Raw genomic sequence first — 17,777 nt, forward strand, 5'->3', positions numbered from 1 at the left:
TAATCCTTTTCTTCACTAATAACATCTGGCATATTCATAAAAAATAAAAATAGGGCAAAACAAAATAATAAAAGTACTTCTATTATATTGTTGTTCTTTTTAGAAAAAAGTAGCATAAATTAAAACCTTTCACTCACACCACCACTGAAACACAAAACATAAATCAATATCTTTTACACTCACCCTATAAGTTACAATCGGTTTCGTTTCATTTTGTTCTCTATCTGTAAATAAATCACTCTTCCAATAAAATGGTACAGAAGCAATCAATATTACACTCAACATAGCGCAGATTTTTTTCATTATTTTCCCTTTCAGCTAATCATAGCTAGGTCTAGGGCAATATATCAGACCCCTCCCGCAGCGTCTAGGGTAATTTTACTCTATTTTGCTAGATAGCTGGGTGTGCGATGCATTTTGTCACTCTGACCTGCATCGATACCATTTTAAAAATTATGGTAATTTTACTCTAGTGCCTCGACTCTTAACCCTGTACTATCGCAGTGTGGCCGATGACGACCATACCAATATAACCCCTAATAAAGGAGGAAAAACATGAAAAAGAAGATTCTAGGCGCTGCCATGACCTTGGCTGCCGCCGTGAGCATGTCCCTGCTAGCGATTCCCTCCGCCACTGCCGTTGACGATTCCCTGGATGACTCCCTCGCGGTGACCGCCGTCGAGGAAACCACCGACGATGCCACCCCCGAGGCGATTGGGAAAATCGAATTGGTTCCATTAAGTTTGACGACTGCAAGTAGATTGAGTAACTGATGCGAAAAAAACTTGCTTTTATGGCGTGTTCTTTGTTGTTGGTGTTGGCGGGCTGTGGCGCAGGTCACCCCGCCAACACCAACGCAGAAAATACCCAGAGAGATAATACCGCTGCATCATCGGTTTCCGGGATGGACATGACCGCCAAAGTGAATCCCGAAACCGCCACCGTGGAGTTACCTGGCGATAAATTCTTTTATGTTTCACACGCGGAAAGTGCTCGAATCGCTGATGCTTATGTGGTGGCGCGAGCGGTATGCGCTAAGAAACTCGGCATTCCCTTTCTAGCCTCGGGAGTCGGGGGCGGGGATGCGCCGGAATATGCCATGTTCAAAGAACTGGGTCCTTGGACAGAAGAAATGGCCAACAGGTTCGCCTATACTGGACCGGCCACTCTTGCCGACCAGGTAGCCAACGGCACCATTCCCCAGCCCAAAGACTTCAAATTCGAGGCTGAACCCCCTGAACTGACCAACGAGCAAAGCACTCTCCTCGAGAAAAAGTGCAACAATACCCCAGAAGTCAAGCACTTCGACGAAGGGAGACTCGATGACCTTCGCCCTCCAGCAGCGTTGGAACTAGATTTTTGGACAATTAAGCAAACCAAGCTACCCAAATCCAAAGAGTACCAGCAAGCCTTGAAAGAGTTAAATCAGTGCTACCAGGAAGTCGGTATCCGCCAAAAGAAGAAAAAGGACGGCAACAACACATACACTGTAATAGTTGGTGCCGACTTCACCAAAGTCAATGAGCAGCAGATTACCTTAGCCTTAAAAGATGTCCAGTGTAAGACCAAGGTGGACTTCGTTAACCGTGTCGCCCAGGAGGTCGCGAAAATCCAGGCTCCGATAATCGAGAAAAACATTAAGGAGTTCACTGCCTGGCGCAAGGAGGTTGACGAAACCGTCAAAAAAGCCGAGGCATACATCGCCGCCCACCAAGACGTCATCTGGAAAGGATAACCAACTAAATGGCCGACACGTCAGCGCTTTTGGGGCAATCATGGCTTGCGATTGGCTCCAAGGTGTAAACACACCCCATCGATGCTACAGTTAAAATATCCCGCTTGCGGACAAATCCACAGGCGGGATATTTCTACGATTTACGGTTAGCCCCTCGTACAAAAAGCGCGCCGTCAAATCAAAAAAAATTCATCGCTTGGCAACAAGTTGCGGAAATTCTTAACGTCCCAGCACTGACAAAACCTCGACATGTTGGGTGTAGGGGAACAGGTCGAAAACCCGGAAGGATTGCAGCCGGTATCCACCCCGACGCAAAGCTTCTAAATCACGGGCACAACTGACCGGGTCACAACTAATCAAAGCCACCAAATCCGGCTCTAGCCCACAAATCGCCCCCGCGACATCCCTACCCAGCCCGGAGCGAGGTGGATCGGCCACAACCAGGGTGCCCCTCATGAACCGCTGACCAAAATCCAACCCCCGCAAAAACCGCGCCGAAACCGCCGCCCGTTCCACCCGCGACCGCGTATCCTCAAAACCCGCGTGCTGCAAGTTATACCCCGCTGATTTCACCGCCACTCGGTCGCCTTCCACGGTCGTCAACCGGCCGGAATCACCAATAGCCTCGGCCAGAAACACCGAGAACAATCCCGAGCCCGCATACAACTCCAGCACTTCGAAACCGCTAATGTCCCCCACGCCCGCCAACAGCGCCTCTACCAGCACCGCCGGGGCGCGGTAGTCCGTTTGCCAAAAAGAACTGGCAAAAATCCGATACGTATGCTCCCACGCCCCCACCCGCACCACCTCGCGCACCCGAGGCGTGGTCGGGACAAAATCCGCATCGAAAACCTCGCTGCCCACCGCGAACACCGGGGCGGAAGCCGAAGGTGCCACGGCTTTCACCCGCGAACCCGGGGCAAAGGCCAATTTACGGTCAAAAAGCCGCAGCCCCTCCAGGTTCGCAACCAGCAATGGGAAACTAGAAATCCGGTGTTGGCGGTGAGTTCCCGCCTCGCTCATTACCGGAAATCCGGCAGAATCAAGTGCAAAACTTACGCGACTGCGTCCCGGACTGGCACCTAATGAAGCCACCGACCAATCGGGAGCCACCCGCGAAACCTCGGCCACCAAAGCCTCCGAACCATTGCGCCGCAAAGCCTCGGCCAGCACTTCACGTTTCCAACGCAACTGAGCGGGATACGCCACGTGACCAAGCTCCACCCCACCAAGACCAGCCGCTGCGCCTTCCGACCAAATATGCTCCACCCGATCCGGCGAAGCAGTCAATACCTCTACCACCTGGGCATACGCCACCTTGGAACGCTCGGAAGTAACCCGAACCCGAACCCGCTCCCCCGGCAAGGCGCCGCGAACCATAGCCACCTTGCCACCAGCCAACCGCCCGACACAAAACCCGCCGTGCGCCACCGATGTAATCTCTATGACCTCGATATTATTCTTGTTCATGGCCGCAATCCCACCCAAGTGATAGTTACCCGATTCATACGCCCCAGGCGATGCGCATAGGCACGCTGGGTCGAGTTATACATAAAACCAAACAACCGCCACCCTGTGATTTGACGGGGCAAATACACGGAAATCGTAGTCGCCTCGTCCGTATCCAACAGAGACTGTACAAAACGCGCCACTGGCCCGATATGATCCGAATCCTGGGCTTCCAGCAAGGTCAGCGGCACCCTCAAATCAAGCCCCGTCCAAACCTGGCGTAACGCGACAGCCGATTCCGCGTCATCCACCACCATCACCACCTCGACACGCGGATGATGTGCCGCCCAAGCATATCGAATCGTTTTCGTAGAACTGGCGCTGAAATCAGACACCAAAACCAACGCCGTGGAACGTTGCAAAGAATCAGAACTGCGCATAATCGCTGCTACTTTCTTGGTGGAAACCCGGTAACTTTGGTTCATAACTACGATGACTATACCCAAACCCAGCCACACCCCGAGACCCACCAGCAGCCACCCCGAGTTGAACCCCAAAGTCACCACCACCAAAATCCCCAGGCTGATGCCCACACTGAGCCAGGCTATCTGGATATTGCGCCGCGCGGCGTGTCGCTGGCGGAAAGTATCACCCGACCAAAATCGTTGCCGCCACATTTTCAGACGCGCCACTTGCCCCAGGAAAGTCGAGATAGCGACGAAAAAAACCCAAGATAGCGCCACGTAATCCATACGGGTGTGGGCGAACACAGCCAAAATCAAAGCGGACAACAGGAACACCACCACAGTGGCGGCACGCCATCGCTCCCGCCACCCCAGCGGTACCTGATGTACCCACAGATTACGTCGCCCCAATTCCGTGAGCAACACCGAAGCACTGGAAAGATAGATATAGGCCGCAACTAGGCTACCCACCGCCAGCAACACCACCAGGGGGAATATAAACAGACTATTTTCCGCCAATATTACCTCTAGCAGCAGCACCAGGTTCCCCGGCCCTTGCACCACCGCTTCCAGACGCATCCATTCGAAACCCTTCACAGTGAAAGACAGGTAGACAATCAAAGCAAAGAACACCGCTCCCGAAGCACCCAACAAGTGAAACGAACGGCTAGAAATCGGGCGATCGGGAGTTTCATTGCGATACATGGCCAACGGCGGACTGACTGGCACCAACAGCAAGGCAGCCACGGCGATTGCCTGCCACCCGGCCGAAAAATAGGAACTGGTCAAAGCATTTTTCGCCAAAGCAGAGCCGCTTAACAGCTGCCACAGGCCGGGGTGTGCCCCGGCGCTAAAATAATTCAGGTAGCCATATATCAACACCGCGCAAGCGGCCAGGAAAATCAGCAAAGTCACCAGCGGAACCAAACGTCGCACCAAATCCGCTTTCCACATCGCCAGGTGCAGCAGCCCGAAACCACCAATCACCAACACATAGCGCCACCAGTCCCCCAGTTCCAGCAAGGTCACCACAAAGGTGACCCCCGTTGACACCAATGCCGACACTGCAATCAGCAAGCTGAGGATGGAAGCCGCAGCCGTGAATGCCCCCAGCACCCGCCCCAACTGGGATTCCACCAAGGTTGCCAAGGTGTGATAGCGGTGGGTCGACCCCATCCGATATCCGTGTGCCAGGCTGATAATCAACCCGGCGGCCAATATCCCCGCCACAATCCACAAGGCCAGGGCGGAAAACACCACCCCCGAATACGCAATCAAGGAGGGAAACACGCCGGCTGCTATCAACGCGGGAAACCAGAACTTCAAGGCGAAAAAAGATACGTCGCCGAGAATGCTGCGCCACTGCGTGTGCTTTCCCGTGTTGTTTCGCATGAAGCAATCCTAGTTTATGTCCCACCTGGTTCCCTAAGTTAGAGAGGCATCGGAGTGAAAAAACCGAAAAATCCGGTCGCGCGGGTTATGTTTTAAGCGTGCATTTTGTGATTATGGGCTGCGGTCGTGTGGGAGCTACCTTAGCTAAGGGGGTCATCGCTCACGGACACAGTCTGGCGATGATTGACAACAACCCGGATTCTTTCCGGAAACTCCCCAAGGATTTCGAGGGGCAAAAAGTCACCGGCGAGGGCTACGACCGCGACACCCAACGTCAGGCCGGCATCGAAGATGCTTATGGCTTCGCGGCGGTGGCCGACGATGACAATGCCAATATTCTCGCGGCGCGGATTGCCCGCGAAATTTACGGGGTGAAAAAGGTTGTGGCGCGAATCGCGGATCCTCGTCGCGCCGAAGTCTATGAACGACTGGGAATTCCCACTGTGGGCACGGTGGATCGCACGGCGCAGAGTCTGTTGTCGCGGGTACTGCCCCTGGATTCCGAGGCGGTTTTCACCGAGGATACCGGCAAACTAGTCTTGTGTCGTGCCCTGTTAGAGACGTCCTGGGTGGGGCACACGGTGGCAGAGATTCAACAAGTGTTGGGGGTACGAGCCGCCTATGTGTCGCGATTTTCCCGGGTAGCGCTGGTGGGTGAGGACACGATATTGCAAGAAAATGATGAACTGTACTTTTTTGTCACTGCGTCCAAGCGCCCCGCCGTGGCTTCACGTTTGGCGCGTGTCTTCAAGGAGGATTGACGATGCAGGTTGTGATTGCTGGGGCTGGCTCGGTGGGGCGTTCGATTGCCCGGGAGCTTTTGGCGCGCGGCCACCAGGTCACCTTGTGTGACTCCAATCCCGAGGCGATGAAGGTTTCTTCAGTGGCGGAAGCGAATTGGATTCTAGGTGACGTGGCTTCCCCGGATGTGATGGAACGTGCCGGTACGAAAGAGGCCGAGGTTATCGTGGCCGCGACCGGTGATGACCGGGCGAATCTGGTGATTTCCCTGTTGGCCAAGACTCAGTTCGGGGTGCCCCGGGTGATTGCGCGGGTGAATAACCCGAAAAACGAGTGGATGTTTGATGAATCTTGGGGGGTGGATGTGCCGGTTTCCACGCCGCGAATGATGACTTCAGTGGTGGAAGAGGCCGTGAGCGTGGGGGTTTTGGTGCGGATTTTCCACTTCAACGCCGCACGCACATCCCTGTATTCAGTGATTTTGCCGCCGGATTGCCCCGTGCTGGGGTTGCCTTTGCTTGGGGTTTCTTGGCCGGAGGGGGTGCTGCTGGTAGCGGTGTTGCGTGATGGCCAGTCTTTGCCGGCTTCATTAGTCGCCAACTTGGAACCAGGCGACCAGCTGTTGTTCTTGCTTCCCGATAATCAACAGGGCGTCAGCCAAGACCTAGGCAATGTCTTGGCTGGTGTCGCTGTCGCGCACAACTGCGGAACCGGTGTCGGAGCTGGCGGAGAGAGCGCTATTTCCGGGACTCTCCCCGGGGATGCGGGTAAAGAAGTCACCGTGGGTACGCCGCAGGAACAGCCAACTCAAATAGGTAACCAAGGCAAATAACGGCACCCCCATTACCAAGTGCAGGGTGCCTAAAACCGGCACATTTCCGGCCAAGTACAGTGGCACTTTTACTACCAGGCGCAGAGCAAACATTACTATCCACAGCAAAGTCACCGCATAGTAGGCCTTCCGGTCGCTGCGCAGTTGCGGGTCACGACGCCACGCCACACCTTGCTGACGAAACCACCCCACTACCAGACCGATGAGTGGCCAGCGCACCACCAGTGATACCAGGAACACCCCCAGGTACACGGCATTGGTGATAATCCCCATAATAAAGAAGTTTTCGCCTTTGCCACTTTTCCAGGCCCATAACGCCCCGATAATCACCATCAGGGAGCCGGCGATTGCCTGACTCAAGCTTTGGCGACGCACCAGACGTATAATAATCAACACCACGGCAAAGCCCAGGGCAACGGCCGCTGCCATCCAAACTTCCAGTCCGGCCAGGAAGGCCACCAGGAACACCAGGGTTGGTCCAATGGATTCCAGGATACCGCGCCATCCCCCCACGGAGTCTTGCCACGAGAATTCGCTTTGATCGAGTTTTGCTCCGTATTGTCCTAGGCGCGAGGTCAGTTTCGCTACGGTTTCGGGGTCGATGTCGGGTTGTGGCGAGTTCATGATGTGCCCTTCATGAGTTGATAGTCCGGGTTTATCAGCGTTTCGCCGTCTTCCCCGGGAACAGGAATTCCACTTACTTTGAGGGTCACCCCCAAATCTATGCCGGGAACTTCTTGGCGCCCCAACCATTTCACCTGCATGATTCCCCACGCATCTTGCAGCCGCACTCCGTAGACGGGCGGCCGGTTCGGTGGCGAGAAAGTCTTGGAAAGTACTTTTCCGGTTCTAGTGATTACTTTGCGTGCTGGCATGTTGTCCTGGCTAAACCGGCGACTAGGCTTGCTGTTCTTGTTGGATTTGCGCCAACTGTTGGGTCAATTCGTCGGGAAGTACCACCGGGATAATCGAGCGTGGGGTCATAGGTCGCGCCCCACGCACCACTACCAGAGCTTTCACGGCTTTTTCAAGCATCTGCATATCAGAATCATCCTTAGACACGGCTCCGTTGAAAACCAGACGCACAAACCAGTTTGGGCCGTCTACCCCACAGTAACGCATCTGTACGTGTCCCCGCTGGCCATTAGAGGCCTGTACCGCCAGCTGCACTAGCAATTCTTCACCAAAACTTCCGTGGCGCTCCTCGCAGGTATTGCCCTGTTTGGCGGTGTCACCGCGAACTTCTTTACGCAAGTCTTCCCATAGCCTTTGGGATTTCGGTGCCGCCACGGCCAGCAGCTCCACTGCGGCTTTGCCAAATTGCATGGTCAAAGATCCGAAGCTTTTTTCATCCAACGGAGATTCGGGTTGTATCGCTAATCCCGCAATCTTCGGCACCAGAAACGCCCCAAAATCGGCATATTCCGCCATCTTGTCGTCGCTGATTTGGGATAAGTCCAAGGGGCCATTCGGCAAGCCTTTAGGCTGTTTAGCGGCCTCGCTGGTTTCCGCTTTGACTTTACCGCTCGACTCAGCCGATTTCACTGCTGCGGATTTTCCCGTCTCCGTTTGCGCGTCTGTAGCGCCTTCGGATTTTGGTGTCGCGGTCAAATCAGTTGAATCTTTTGCTTGGTTTTTCCTTGAGAACAGCCCCATGCCTCTTCTTCCCCTGTTGACGGTTTAATTCTTTCCTTGCTCTTCCCAGTGTATCCCTAGCCTGCGCATTCCACGCATACCGGCTTACCATCCTCTTCATAAGCTAGCTGCGAGGCGTGATGCACCATGAAGCATTGGGAGCACACGAATTCGTCGTCCTGTTTGGGAACCACCCGTACCGAAAGTTCCTCGTTGGAAAGATCCGCTCCGGGCAGTTCGAATGAATCAGCTGCTTCGCCTTCGTCTTCGTCGACAGCCGCATCCCCCGGATCTTTACGCCGAGATTTCAGCTCTTCAAGCGACTCCTCTGGGGTTTCCTCGTCGCGCTTTCTAGGGGCATCGTAATCAGTTGCCATAACTAATCCTTTTGACGGTTGATTTACTCTAGCTTGGAGATATTAGCATCAACTCTCTAAAAAAACGATTTGGAACGCCTTTATCGGCGGGTTGCCCATGAAAATCGGGCATTTTGTGGCAATCTTGAGCCAGGAGGAATACATGGAAGCTCTTTCACTGCTCGGAATTCACACGGATGGGGAACACCTGGTTCTCGTTGCTAATTCAGGGGAACGCTATCTTCTGCCTATCGAGGAAGAGTTGCGTTCCGTGGTGCGTCAGCATCGCCGCAAGGTGGCTACCGCACTAGAGGTCAAGAATCCCGGTTCGATTCGCCCCCGTGAAATCCAATCTATGATTCGAGCTGGAGCCACCGCCGAAGAAGTCTCCTCTGCTGCTGGGGTCGACTTGGAACACGTGAAACGTTACGAAGATCCGGTACTGTCTGAAAGAATTTGGGCTTGGCAACAGGCCGGCGAAACACGAGTTTCCCCCGACGCCGATGCCCCTGAGCTGCGCGATTTAGTGGTGGATAGATTGGCAACGCGTGGGGTGAATCCGGCTTCGCTGCACTGGGATGCGACCCGTCAACCGGGAGAAGAATGGGTGGTACACCTCGAATTCGTCCAAGATGCCAAGAATTACGAAGCCAACTGGGAATTCGACATGGACAACCGAGTCTTGACTGCCCTGGACGAACAATCACGTTGGTTGACAGAAACCGCCACCCCGGCTGGTTCCGAATCCCTGTTGCGTCATAGTATTTTTCCCAGTAACGCCGATGCGGACTCTTCCGGCGCATCGGGTGGTGCTGCGGGTTCCGGGGTCACGAGGAGCCATCCGGAAAACACCCCAGATTCCCAGGTGCTATCTTCCCTAGATACCAAGGCCGAAGCCCTCTTAGACGAACTGAATGCCGCTCGGGGTACCCGACTGACGGTGGTCTCTGGCGAGGAAGACGACGATATTTCCGCGATGCAGGCCGCTATCGCCTCGGGTTTCCGCGAAGACTCTGCCGCCCCCGGCGCAAACACTGGAACCCCGACAGGTGCGGCGGTAACTTCGCTCATATCCCACCAGGGCACAACCCGGAATTCCAGCAAATCCGCCACTGAGGCTAAGTCCGAGAGCCAGCCCGCAACTCATGAACCCGAAAAAAACCCAGCGAAAACCGCTATCAAAACAACCAACGAACCGGCACCCCTCCCGGTAGTTGCCGAACAAACCCCACCAGGCGCGGCGATTTTACCCGGAATGGAACAGGTCGCGGCGACCGAGTCCAAGTCAAACCAGCCAAAACGATCCCGGGCAGGACGTGCCCAGATGCCTTCTTGGGATGAAATCATGTTCGGCTCCAAAGGGGAATAACTAGCGACTTAGCGCACCGGTGAGCCACATCCCCCCGGGACGCCACCAGAACCTAACAACCGGCAAATGCGTGTGGCTCAAGGCTCGAGGCAAGATAATCTAACATATGTAGCGCAACTGCGGTATGCGCATTTCCACCTCGGTCAAGCTGCCGTGAATCCCTTTCATCGCGAAGGTTTGCGGCTGAAAGAAGCGCGAATCCAGCACCTGGGAGCACCCGCCAGAGACTATCACCACGTCGCCCAGCAACTCCGGACGCACCACCCCCACCCCGTTGTATTGCGCGAATAAAGCCATCGTCTGTTCCCGGGTCAACACGAGTGTATCCGGCGAATACGGCGCCAGAATCTCGGACAGTGACTCTTGCACCCGCGAAATCTGTCCCGGGGTGACCCGCAAATGCAGGACACGCCCTTCGCCGGAAACCTGGGTCAGGCAGTCGGCCAGCGGGAATGTCGCCAAATCATAGGTCAATTCGGCGCAGGTGTTCAGCATTCCGTGGTCAGCGGTAATCAGCACTTCGGTATCGGCGTGCAGTTCCTCGAGCAAAACCCCCACCGCCCGGTCGATGATTTCCACGGCTCCCAGCCATGGTTCGCTTCCCACCCCGTGGCTGTGTCCGGCGTGGTCGACCTCCGCCATGTACAGGTACGTCATAGTACCCTGCGCGCCACACAGCGCGGCTCGGCGGGCACGTTCTTCGAGGGCATCCACCGCCACGTATTCGGCTCCGCGCAGCGCCGCGCGGGTCAGTCCCCCGCCGATAAACCGTTTCGGTCCCAAAGCGAAAGTTTTGGCGCCCCGCGCGGTGAGCTGTTCAAACCAGGTGGGGTGGTTTTGGAAATCTTCGACTTTGCCGGGATAGCCTTCGAAGTTAATCAGGTTGAAACGTTGGTCTACTTTAGGGTCAAAGACCTGGTAGGACAACATATTGTGAGCGCCGGGAGCCGCTCCGGTCAACAGCGAGGTGATGGCGGCGGCAGTGGTGGCGGGAAAGACACTGCGAGCGGTATTGCTGGCAAACAACTTGGTGGGGGTCGATTGGCTTGCGTGGGGGTGCGGCTGGATGGCTGGGTCGGGTTGGGCGGTTGGCTTGGGTTTTTTCCCGGATTCATGAGGGGCAAGCCGAATCAGGCTGCGTAAGTTCGGGGCGTGACCCAGATATTCTTGGAGGTTCCACCATCCCAAACCGTCGATAACTACCAGCACCAGGTGCTTCGAGACTCCGGTGGCGTCCAAAGCATCGGTGTCAAAGGTCTCGGCGAGTATCCCCGCCAAACTGGTATCCGAGCCTGGAGTCTGGGGAGGTTGTATAAAGGCGTACTGGGAATCTGTTGGCTTCACCCCTTTATTGTGTCACTGATGTCTGGCTTGGCGGACTGTTTCGAGGACTATCGGCGCGGGATTCGCGAAATCAGTCGGGTTTGCTTCATGATAATACCTATGTCCAATTCCTCTGAAACAACTGTTGACCACATCGAAGACATTGACGTAATCGAGGAAATGGAAAATTCTTTCCTTGAATACGCTCTGTCGGTAATCCATTCCCGAGCTCTTCCCGATGCGAAGGATGGCTTGAAACCGGTACAGCGTCGCATCTTGTTCCAAATGAAACAGATGGGGTTAACTCCAGACAAAGGACATGTGAAGTCTTCGCGCGTGGTGGGCGAGGTGATGGGTAAGTTGCACCCCCACGGGGATGCCGCGATTTACGATGCTCTGGTTCACTTGGCGCAACCGTTTAATCTGCGGGTGCCGCTGGTGGATGGGCACGGGAACTTTGGTTCCCCCGATGACGGTCCGGCAGCCGCCCGTTATACCGAGGCGCGTTTAGCGCAGGCGTCCTTGTACCTGGTAGAAGGTCTGGACGAAGACACCGTGGATTTTGTTCCGAACTATGACAACCAGTTCCAACAACCCGCCGTTTTACCCGCAGCTTTTCCGAATCTGCTGGTGAACGGGGTGAACGGCATCGCAGTGGGGGTCGCTACTAATATTCCCCCGCATAACGTGGGGGAAACCATTGCTGGCGCGATTCATCTGCTGGATCATCCCGATGCTAGCCTGGAAGATTTGATGCGGTTTTGTCCCGGACCGGATTTGCCCGGTGGCGGGGTGATTGTAGGTACTGCAGGCATCAGGGAAGCCTACGAGACGGGTCGCGGAGTGTTTGTCACCAGGGCGCGCGCCACTATTGAACAGGTAACGGCCCGAAAACGCGGCATTGTGGTAACAGAACTGCCATATATGGTGGGCCCGGAAAAAGTGGCCGAAAAGCTCAAGGACGCGGTGAGTTCCGGGAAAATCAAGGGGGTATCGGGGTGGCAAGACCTGTCCGACCGAAAAAACGGACTGCGCTTGGTGATAGAGGTTAAAACCGGTTTCCACCCCGAGGCTGTCCTGGCTTCACTCTATAAGCACACTCCGCTACAGGAATCCTTTGGGATTAACACGGTGGCCTTGGTTGATGGGGAAGTCAAAACCCTGGGGTTGCGAGCTGCGTTACAGGTTTTTGTTGACCATCGCATCGAGGTAACCCGGCGACGCAGCGAATTCCGTTTGCGTAAAAAACGGGAACGGCTCCACCTGGTAGATGGGCTACTGATAGCTGTTTTGAATCTTGACGAGGTAATCGAGGTAATTCGTTCTTCGGATGATTCGGCGGCGGCACGGGCGCGCCTGATTTCGGTTTTTGACCTGTCTGAGCCGCAAGCCGAGTACATTTTGGAGTTAAAACTGCGTCGCCTCACCAAGTTTTCCCGCCTGGAGCTGGAGGCAGAGGCTGACGAGTTGCGCGCGGCCATCGCGGAACTAGAGGCGGTTTTGGCTTCCACCGAGAAACTGCACGGTGTGGTGCGCCGCGAGCTCCAGGACACGGCGACGGCACTGTCTAGCCCCCGCCGGACATTGCTGCTGGAGGAGGACGGCACAGCGGTGGCGGCTGCTGAGGATGACCTCGCCCCGGCAGTGGGAGTGACCTTGACTAGCGAAGTTCCTTTGGAAGTTACCGACGAACCCTGTCGGATTGTGTGGTCTGCCACCGGCGAGGCAGCGCGGATAGATGCCTCCGTGTCTTTCGAACGCCCCGCCGGAATACCGATTGCAGGCAGCTGTGAAACCCGAACCCGGGGGGTGTTCGGGGTGGTTACTTCCAGTGGTTTCGTGGTGCGGCTCGACACATTGACTTTGCCACCTGCCAAGACTGTGGCGGACGGCGAGGATATGACTTGGTCTTTCGAAGGCGCTCCCCCGCTGGCGGCGGCCGCGAATCTGGAAGAAGGTGAAACCGTGGTTGGAATTTTGTCCTTGGACGAGGACGAAATTGTGGGTATCATCACCGAATCTGGGGTGATTAAGCGTATGCGCCCTGATTATCCCAGTACCCAGAATCGATTCCCAATTATCAATCTTGATGATACTGACCAGGTGGTTTATGCGGGGGCAGCTGGCGATGATGCCCAGTTCGTACTGGTTTCTACGGATGCCCAGTTGCTGCGTACCCCGGCGAGTGCGGTTCGCCCCCAAGGACGCAATGCGGGGGGTGTCGCCGGGATGAGTCTGCGTCCTAACACGAAAGTGCTGGCCGGGGCGATTCTGCCGGAACTAGAGGTGGCATCAACCGTGGTGGCAACTGTGGCCACCGTAATGGACGCGATGCCGGGCGCGAATCAAAGTTCTGTGAAACTCACGCCGCTGGATCGTTATCCCATAAAGGGTCGAGGTGGCCAGGGCGTGCGCGCCCAGCGCTTCTTGAAGGGCGAATACGCCCTAGGTAAGGCTTTTGTGGGGCAAGATCCCGTGGTGGCATTGGGTGACCGCAGCGAATCGGTGGCTTTGCCACCTTTAGACGAACGCCGCGATGCTTCCGGTAGTGCTTTAAAGTCTCAGATTGTGGTTTTTGGCTGATGGGTTAGGCGCGACTTCAGCCACCCAAATGGTGGATTCGCCGGTGGTTTCAAACCCGAACTTGGTATAGAGTTTAGCGATTTCCGTGGGGTTTTCTTCGGCCAAACCGACCGCCGCATAATCCATGCCGTCATCTTGGTAAGCGCGCAACGCGTTGGTAAGCAGGGCGGGAGCCACTTGGGTTTCGGCGTATTCCGGTAGTACCCCCAGCATTTCAATGTAGCCTTCCTTCCAGCCACGTGCCTCCCAGTCTTGCCTATAGCAAGCCGAAAGCAGATATCCCGCCACCTGGGCAATATCATGGGATTTATCCAGGGCGATAAATGACCACTGCGGGGCAAAAAAAGGCCGATTCGAAGTCCAAGACACCATGTCCTGGGCGGGGGTGTCGGTCGTCAGGCGCATCAGCTCGTTGTGGGCGCGGCGAACCTTGTCGTCAAAGCTCTCTTGCCAGGCAACGATTTCGAGGTACTTTCCCGGGGTGACCTCGACTACCGGGACTTGTAGATTCCGGCGTAACTCCTGGAAAGAATGAGCTTTTTCGAAGCCGAAGGTTCGCATCCAGGTGGTGGCACTGCTGCCAACCTTGTCCAGGAGACACACAATTTGAGCTGTTCGAGCCAAGCCGGTCAGCATCAGGCGCGCCACTTCTACTTGCCACGACAAGATTTCGGTTCCCACCCCGCGTTTGCGCCACCCCGCTGCTACTCCACCGGAGCAGATGGCTTGCACGCCAGTGGTTTCCACGACTCGGACAATAGCGTAGGCCACCAGCCGGGAGTCTTGATTCCACCCTCCCAGTCCCGCAAAATCCGTGGCTAGAATCTGGTCTACTTCCGTGGGGGAAGTACGGTAGGGTGGATTGTCGATACGTTCCATCTCAGCAATCAGCCCCACCAGCTCATCACGGTTTTCCACGGTCAGTGGTTTCCATACTAAGTCTGGTGTCTGTGGCATGGATACGGACGAAATATCGACCAAACTCCCTCCTCTAGCTCTAAAATGATGCCTGGTAAGTATTATGGCAACATCCGCTAAAGCTCGCTAATTTTTGCTAGAACAGAGTTTAGGCATCAATCAATTCCGTGTCCAGTCTGGCGGCTCCCTGCACGATAAAGTCCCGGCGAGGCGGCACCGCCGAACCCATCAGTACCTCGAACACATCCTCGGCGGTGTGCAACGGTTGTTCATCGACTAGACGGATACGACGCAACGTACGATGCTGGGGATCCATAGTGGTTTCCGCCAACTGGTCGGCATCCATCTCGCCTAGACCTTTGTAGCGTTGGATGGGTTCCTTATAGCTGCGCCCGTTTCGTGCCAGATACGCCAGTTCACGATGCAGCTGGTCTTCAGAATAGGTATAGCGAAATTCCCCTGGGGTTTTACCCTTCGCATTGACTTGAATCCGATGCAGGGGCGGCACTGCCGCATAGACCCGCCCCGCTGCAATCAAGGGTCGCATATAGCGGAAGAATAGGGTCAACAAAAGGGTACGGATGTGAGCTCCGTCCACATCCGCGTCGGTCATCATAATGACTTTCCCATACCGAGCCTGGTCGAGGTCAAAAGTACGCCCCGAGCCGGCTCCGATTACCTGGATAATAGCCGCGCATTCTGCGTTGCCCAGCATCTGGGCGGTGCCGGTTTTTTGGACATTGAGGATTTTGCCACGAATTGGGAACAAGGCTTGAAATTCCGAGTTACGCGCAGATTTCGCGGTTCCCAAGGCGGAGTCGCCCTCCACAATAAACAACTCGGATTTCTCGACATCATTGCTGCGACAATCCACCAGTTTGGTGGGCAAGGTCGAGGTTTCCAGGGCATTTTTGCGTCGGGTGATTTCCTTGGACAACCGGGCGGAGAGCCGCGAACGCATTTCAGCCACGATTTTTTCCAACAACGCTGAAACCTGAGTTTTATCATCGCGTTTCTTGGAGTGCAGGAATGCTTTGAGCCTTTCGGTAACTACCTGGCTAACGATGGGTTTCACTGCCGCCGAACCAAGGGCTTCCTTGGTTTGACCTTCAAACTCAGGTTCCGGCAGACGCACAGTTATTACTGCGGTCATTCCCGCCAAAATATCTTCTTTTTCGATTTTATTGTCTTTAGAGCCAAGCTTGAGTTTGCGGGAATTGGCTTGGATTTCGGTGCGCAGGGTTTTCACCAAAGCCGTCTCAAAGCCTTGTACGTGTGTTCCTCCCACCGGGGTTTCGATGATATTGACATAGGACTGCTCTACAGTGTCATAGCCCACGCCCCAACGCAGCGCAATGTCTACCTCGCAGGTTCGCTCTAGTTCTTGGGGTTCGAGATGCCCGGTTTTCGGGTTCAGCACTTGCACGGTCTCTTGGAAAGTGCCCGAACCCACCAGCTGCCAAGTACCAGTGATCCCTTTGTCAGGGGCAAGGAACTCCACGTAGTCCACAGTGCCGCCCTTGTGCAGATAAGTCTCGCTTTGGGGTTCTTCGCCACGCGAGTCAGTAACCGTAATCCGCAGCCCGGGTACCAGGAAGGAAGTTTTGCGGGCGCGTTCCTTCAGGCTTTCAAAATCAAAGGCGGTGGATTTAGGGAAGATTTGGAAATCCGCCCAGAAACGTACCCGGGTTCCGGTACGGCTTTTGGATACTTTGCCCAGTTTTGTCAGTTTTGATTCGTCCTCGAAAGCGGCGAAAGGGTTGTTTGGGCTTAGCGCCTCATGATCCGTAAACACCCCCGGTTCGCCGCGACGAAACTGCAGCTGGTGGATGTCTCCCCCACGGTCAACTTGCACATCCATGCGCGCCGACAGGGCGTTTACCACCGAGGCACCCACCCCGTGCAGACCGCCAGCGACCTTGTACAGTCCGGAGTCGAACTTCCCTCCGGCATGCAGTTTCGTATAGACGACCTCCACCCCGGAAAGACCCGTGCCCGGCACGGTATCAACTGGCACCCCGCGCCCGTTGTCGCGGACTTCCGCCGAATAATCGGGATAAAGGAACACCTCGATGTGATCACAAAACCCGGCCAGCGCCTCGTCGACGGAGTTGTCGATAATCTCCCACAGGCAGTGCATCAGCCCGCGCTGGTCGGTCGACCCGATGTACATGGCGGGGCGTTTGCGCACAGCCTCGAGCCCTTCGAGCACCGAGAGGTGATGGGCAGAGTAATCTTGCACGTCTTTCGTTGTAACCACGGCTACCATCCTAATGAAAATCCCTACCGCGCGCGCCACCCCACCCCGAGCTACCACAGAAACGCCCTCTACCGGCCGCGCCGTCACCCCCTGCGGCAACTATTTCAGGCCACTATGTACATGGACAACACTAGACATCCGTGGGTTGCTATGCCAGACTGGTTTGGTGGAAATACTGGAATCGGCGCTCAAACACGGCATAAAGCCAGATGATTCAGTGTTCGTGGTTGAGCATCCTTAGCAGCGTTTCTTAATGCGGGAAGAACCCCGAAAAATTTTGTATCTGGGTTTTTCTTCGAGCGGACAACCCTTGGAAGTCATAGTTGCGCGAACCACGCGCTATGGCGAAGCGATTATACATGCGATGCCAATGCGTAAAAAATACCGGAATTTGATGGAAGGAGGACGCAATGAGTGGCTACACTATCAGGAAGATTGGTGACCTGCCCCCGGAGGAAGCGGCCTTGATTCGCCAGGATGTGACGGAAGCGGAGCGCGGCTATTCTTTGGAGGAGCTGGAAGAAGGCGCAAAACGGATGCGAGAAAGTTCTTTTGGAGTCGGCGACGTTCCCGAAATAAAGATTATTCCGGTTCAAATCGACTCGGCTCGCGAAGCGAAACTCAACCGTTACATGAGCCTGCATCGCGTCTCTCAAAGCACTGCAGTTCGTGATCTGCTTGACCGGGCTTTGTCCGAAATCTAGCACCGCCAATCGCTA

At 55.3% G+C, this 17,777-nt stretch carries 15 protein-coding genes and 1 pseudogene; 7 read left to right on the forward strand and 9 right to left on the reverse strand.

Going from position 1 to position 17,777, the window contains the following annotated elements; all coding sequences use genetic code 11:
* Positions 1-555: 555 nt before the first annotated feature.
* Positions 556-774 (forward strand): hypothetical protein, encoded by a 219-nt coding sequence (locus HMPREF0577_RS04260; RefSeq protein ID WP_004012460.1) that lies wholly within the window; start codon positions 556-558, stop codon positions 772-774.
* On the forward strand, positions 774-1,736 hold the full coding sequence (locus HMPREF0577_RS04265) for a hypothetical protein (protein ID WP_004012461.1): 963 nt from the start codon (positions 774-776) through the stop codon (positions 1,734-1,736). The genes HMPREF0577_RS04260 and HMPREF0577_RS04265 overlap by 1 nt, the downstream gene beginning before the upstream one ends.
* Positions 1,737-1,955: 219 nt before the next feature.
* Here the strand turns inward: HMPREF0577_RS04265 and HMPREF0577_RS04270 are convergent, their stop codons facing one another.
* Together HMPREF0577_RS04270 and HMPREF0577_RS04275 are read right to left on the reverse strand one after the other, a co-directional pair.
* Positions 1,956-3,206, reverse strand: a complete 1,251-nt coding sequence (locus HMPREF0577_RS04270) for a class I SAM-dependent RNA methyltransferase (RefSeq protein WP_004012462.1) — start codon at positions 3,204-3,206, stop codon at positions 1,956-1,958.
* Entirely contained in the window at positions 3,203-5,041 is a 1,839-nt protein-coding gene (locus HMPREF0577_RS04275) for an APC family permease (protein ID WP_004012463.1), read from the reverse strand. The genes HMPREF0577_RS04270 and HMPREF0577_RS04275 overlap by 4 nt, the downstream gene beginning before the upstream one ends.
* 98 nt (positions 5,042-5,139) lie before the next feature.
* Here HMPREF0577_RS04275 and HMPREF0577_RS04280 point away from each other — a divergent pair, with 98 nt between their 5' ends.
* The gene (locus HMPREF0577_RS04280) at positions 5,140-5,802 is read left to right on the forward strand and encodes a potassium channel family protein (RefSeq protein WP_004014951.1); all 663 of its coding nucleotides are present in this window, start codon (positions 5,140-5,142) and stop codon (positions 5,800-5,802) included.
* 2 nt (positions 5,803-5,804) lie between these two features.
* Positions 5,805-6,614, forward strand: coding sequence for a potassium channel family protein (locus tag HMPREF0577_RS10860; RefSeq protein WP_004012465.1), 810 nt, complete (start codon positions 5,805-5,807; stop codon positions 6,612-6,614).
* 12 nt (positions 6,615-6,626) lie between these two features.
* Here HMPREF0577_RS10860 and HMPREF0577_RS04285 read toward each other — a convergent pair.
* The 4 genes and pseudogenes from HMPREF0577_RS04285 to HMPREF0577_RS04300 all read right to left on the reverse strand — a co-directional run.
* Positions 6,627-7,238, reverse strand: a pseudogene (locus HMPREF0577_RS04285) (DUF3159 domain-containing protein); the annotation flags it as partial.
* On the reverse strand, positions 7,235-7,489 hold the full coding sequence (locus HMPREF0577_RS04290) for a single stranded DNA-binding domain-containing protein (protein ID WP_004012467.1): 255 nt from the start codon (positions 7,487-7,489) through the stop codon (positions 7,235-7,237). The gene HMPREF0577_RS04290 and the pseudogene HMPREF0577_RS04285, both read right to left, overlap by 4 nt.
* A gap of 22 nt (positions 7,490-7,511) precedes the next feature.
* Complete coding sequence (locus HMPREF0577_RS04295) at positions 7,512-8,270, reverse strand: DUF3710 domain-containing protein (protein WP_004012468.1); 759 nt, start codon at positions 8,268-8,270, stop codon at positions 7,512-7,514.
* Between the two features lie 56 nt (positions 8,271-8,326).
* Positions 8,327-8,626 (reverse strand): DUF4193 domain-containing protein, encoded by a 300-nt coding sequence (locus HMPREF0577_RS04300; RefSeq protein WP_004012469.1) that lies wholly within the window; start codon positions 8,624-8,626, stop codon positions 8,327-8,329.
* Positions 8,627-8,723: 97 nt separating this feature from the next.
* Here HMPREF0577_RS04300 and sepH point away from each other — a divergent pair, with 97 nt between their 5' ends.
* A complete protein-coding gene (sepH, locus tag HMPREF0577_RS04305; protein ID WP_004012470.1) occupies positions 8,724-9,974 on the forward strand; it encodes a septation protein SepH in 1,251 nt (416 codons plus the stop codon).
* Between the two features lie 99 nt (positions 9,975-10,073).
* Here the strand turns inward: sepH and HMPREF0577_RS04310 are convergent, their stop codons facing one another.
* Positions 10,074-11,318, reverse strand: coding sequence for an alkaline phosphatase family protein (locus tag HMPREF0577_RS04310; RefSeq protein ID WP_004012471.1), 1,245 nt, complete (start codon positions 11,316-11,318; stop codon positions 10,074-10,076).
* Between the two features lie 18 nt (positions 11,319-11,336).
* On the opposite strand from HMPREF0577_RS04310, the gene HMPREF0577_RS04315 reads away from it, so the two are divergent.
* Positions 11,337-13,880, forward strand: a complete 2,544-nt coding sequence (locus tag HMPREF0577_RS04315) for a DNA gyrase/topoisomerase IV subunit A (RefSeq protein WP_004012472.1) — start codon at positions 11,337-11,339, stop codon at positions 13,878-13,880.
* Here HMPREF0577_RS04315 and HMPREF0577_RS04320 read toward each other — a convergent pair.
* Both HMPREF0577_RS04320 and HMPREF0577_RS04325 read right to left on the reverse strand, forming a co-directional pair.
* Complete coding sequence (locus HMPREF0577_RS04320) at positions 13,851-14,837, reverse strand: GNAT family N-acetyltransferase (RefSeq protein WP_004012473.1); 987 nt, start codon at positions 14,835-14,837, stop codon at positions 13,851-13,853. The genes HMPREF0577_RS04315 and HMPREF0577_RS04320 overlap by 30 nt on opposite strands.
* A 109-nt stretch (positions 14,838-14,946) precedes the next feature.
* Positions 14,947-17,067: a DNA gyrase/topoisomerase IV subunit B gene (locus tag HMPREF0577_RS04325; protein ID WP_036342451.1), complete on the reverse strand. Its 2,121-nt coding sequence runs from the start codon at positions 17,065-17,067 to the stop codon at positions 14,947-14,949.
* A gap of 401 nt (positions 17,068-17,468) precedes the next feature.
* On the opposite strand from HMPREF0577_RS04325, the gene HMPREF0577_RS04330 reads away from it, so the two are divergent.
* The gene (locus tag HMPREF0577_RS04330; RefSeq protein WP_004012476.1) at positions 17,469-17,762 is read left to right on the forward strand and encodes a hypothetical protein; all 294 of its coding nucleotides are present in this window, start codon (positions 17,469-17,471) and stop codon (positions 17,760-17,762) included.
* Positions 17,763-17,777: the final 15 nt, after the last annotated feature.

This window comes from Mobiluncus mulieris ATCC 35243 (genome assembly GCF_000160615.1).
Taxonomy (GTDB): domain Bacteria; phylum Actinomycetota; class Actinomycetes; order Actinomycetales; family Actinomycetaceae; genus Mobiluncus; species Mobiluncus mulieris.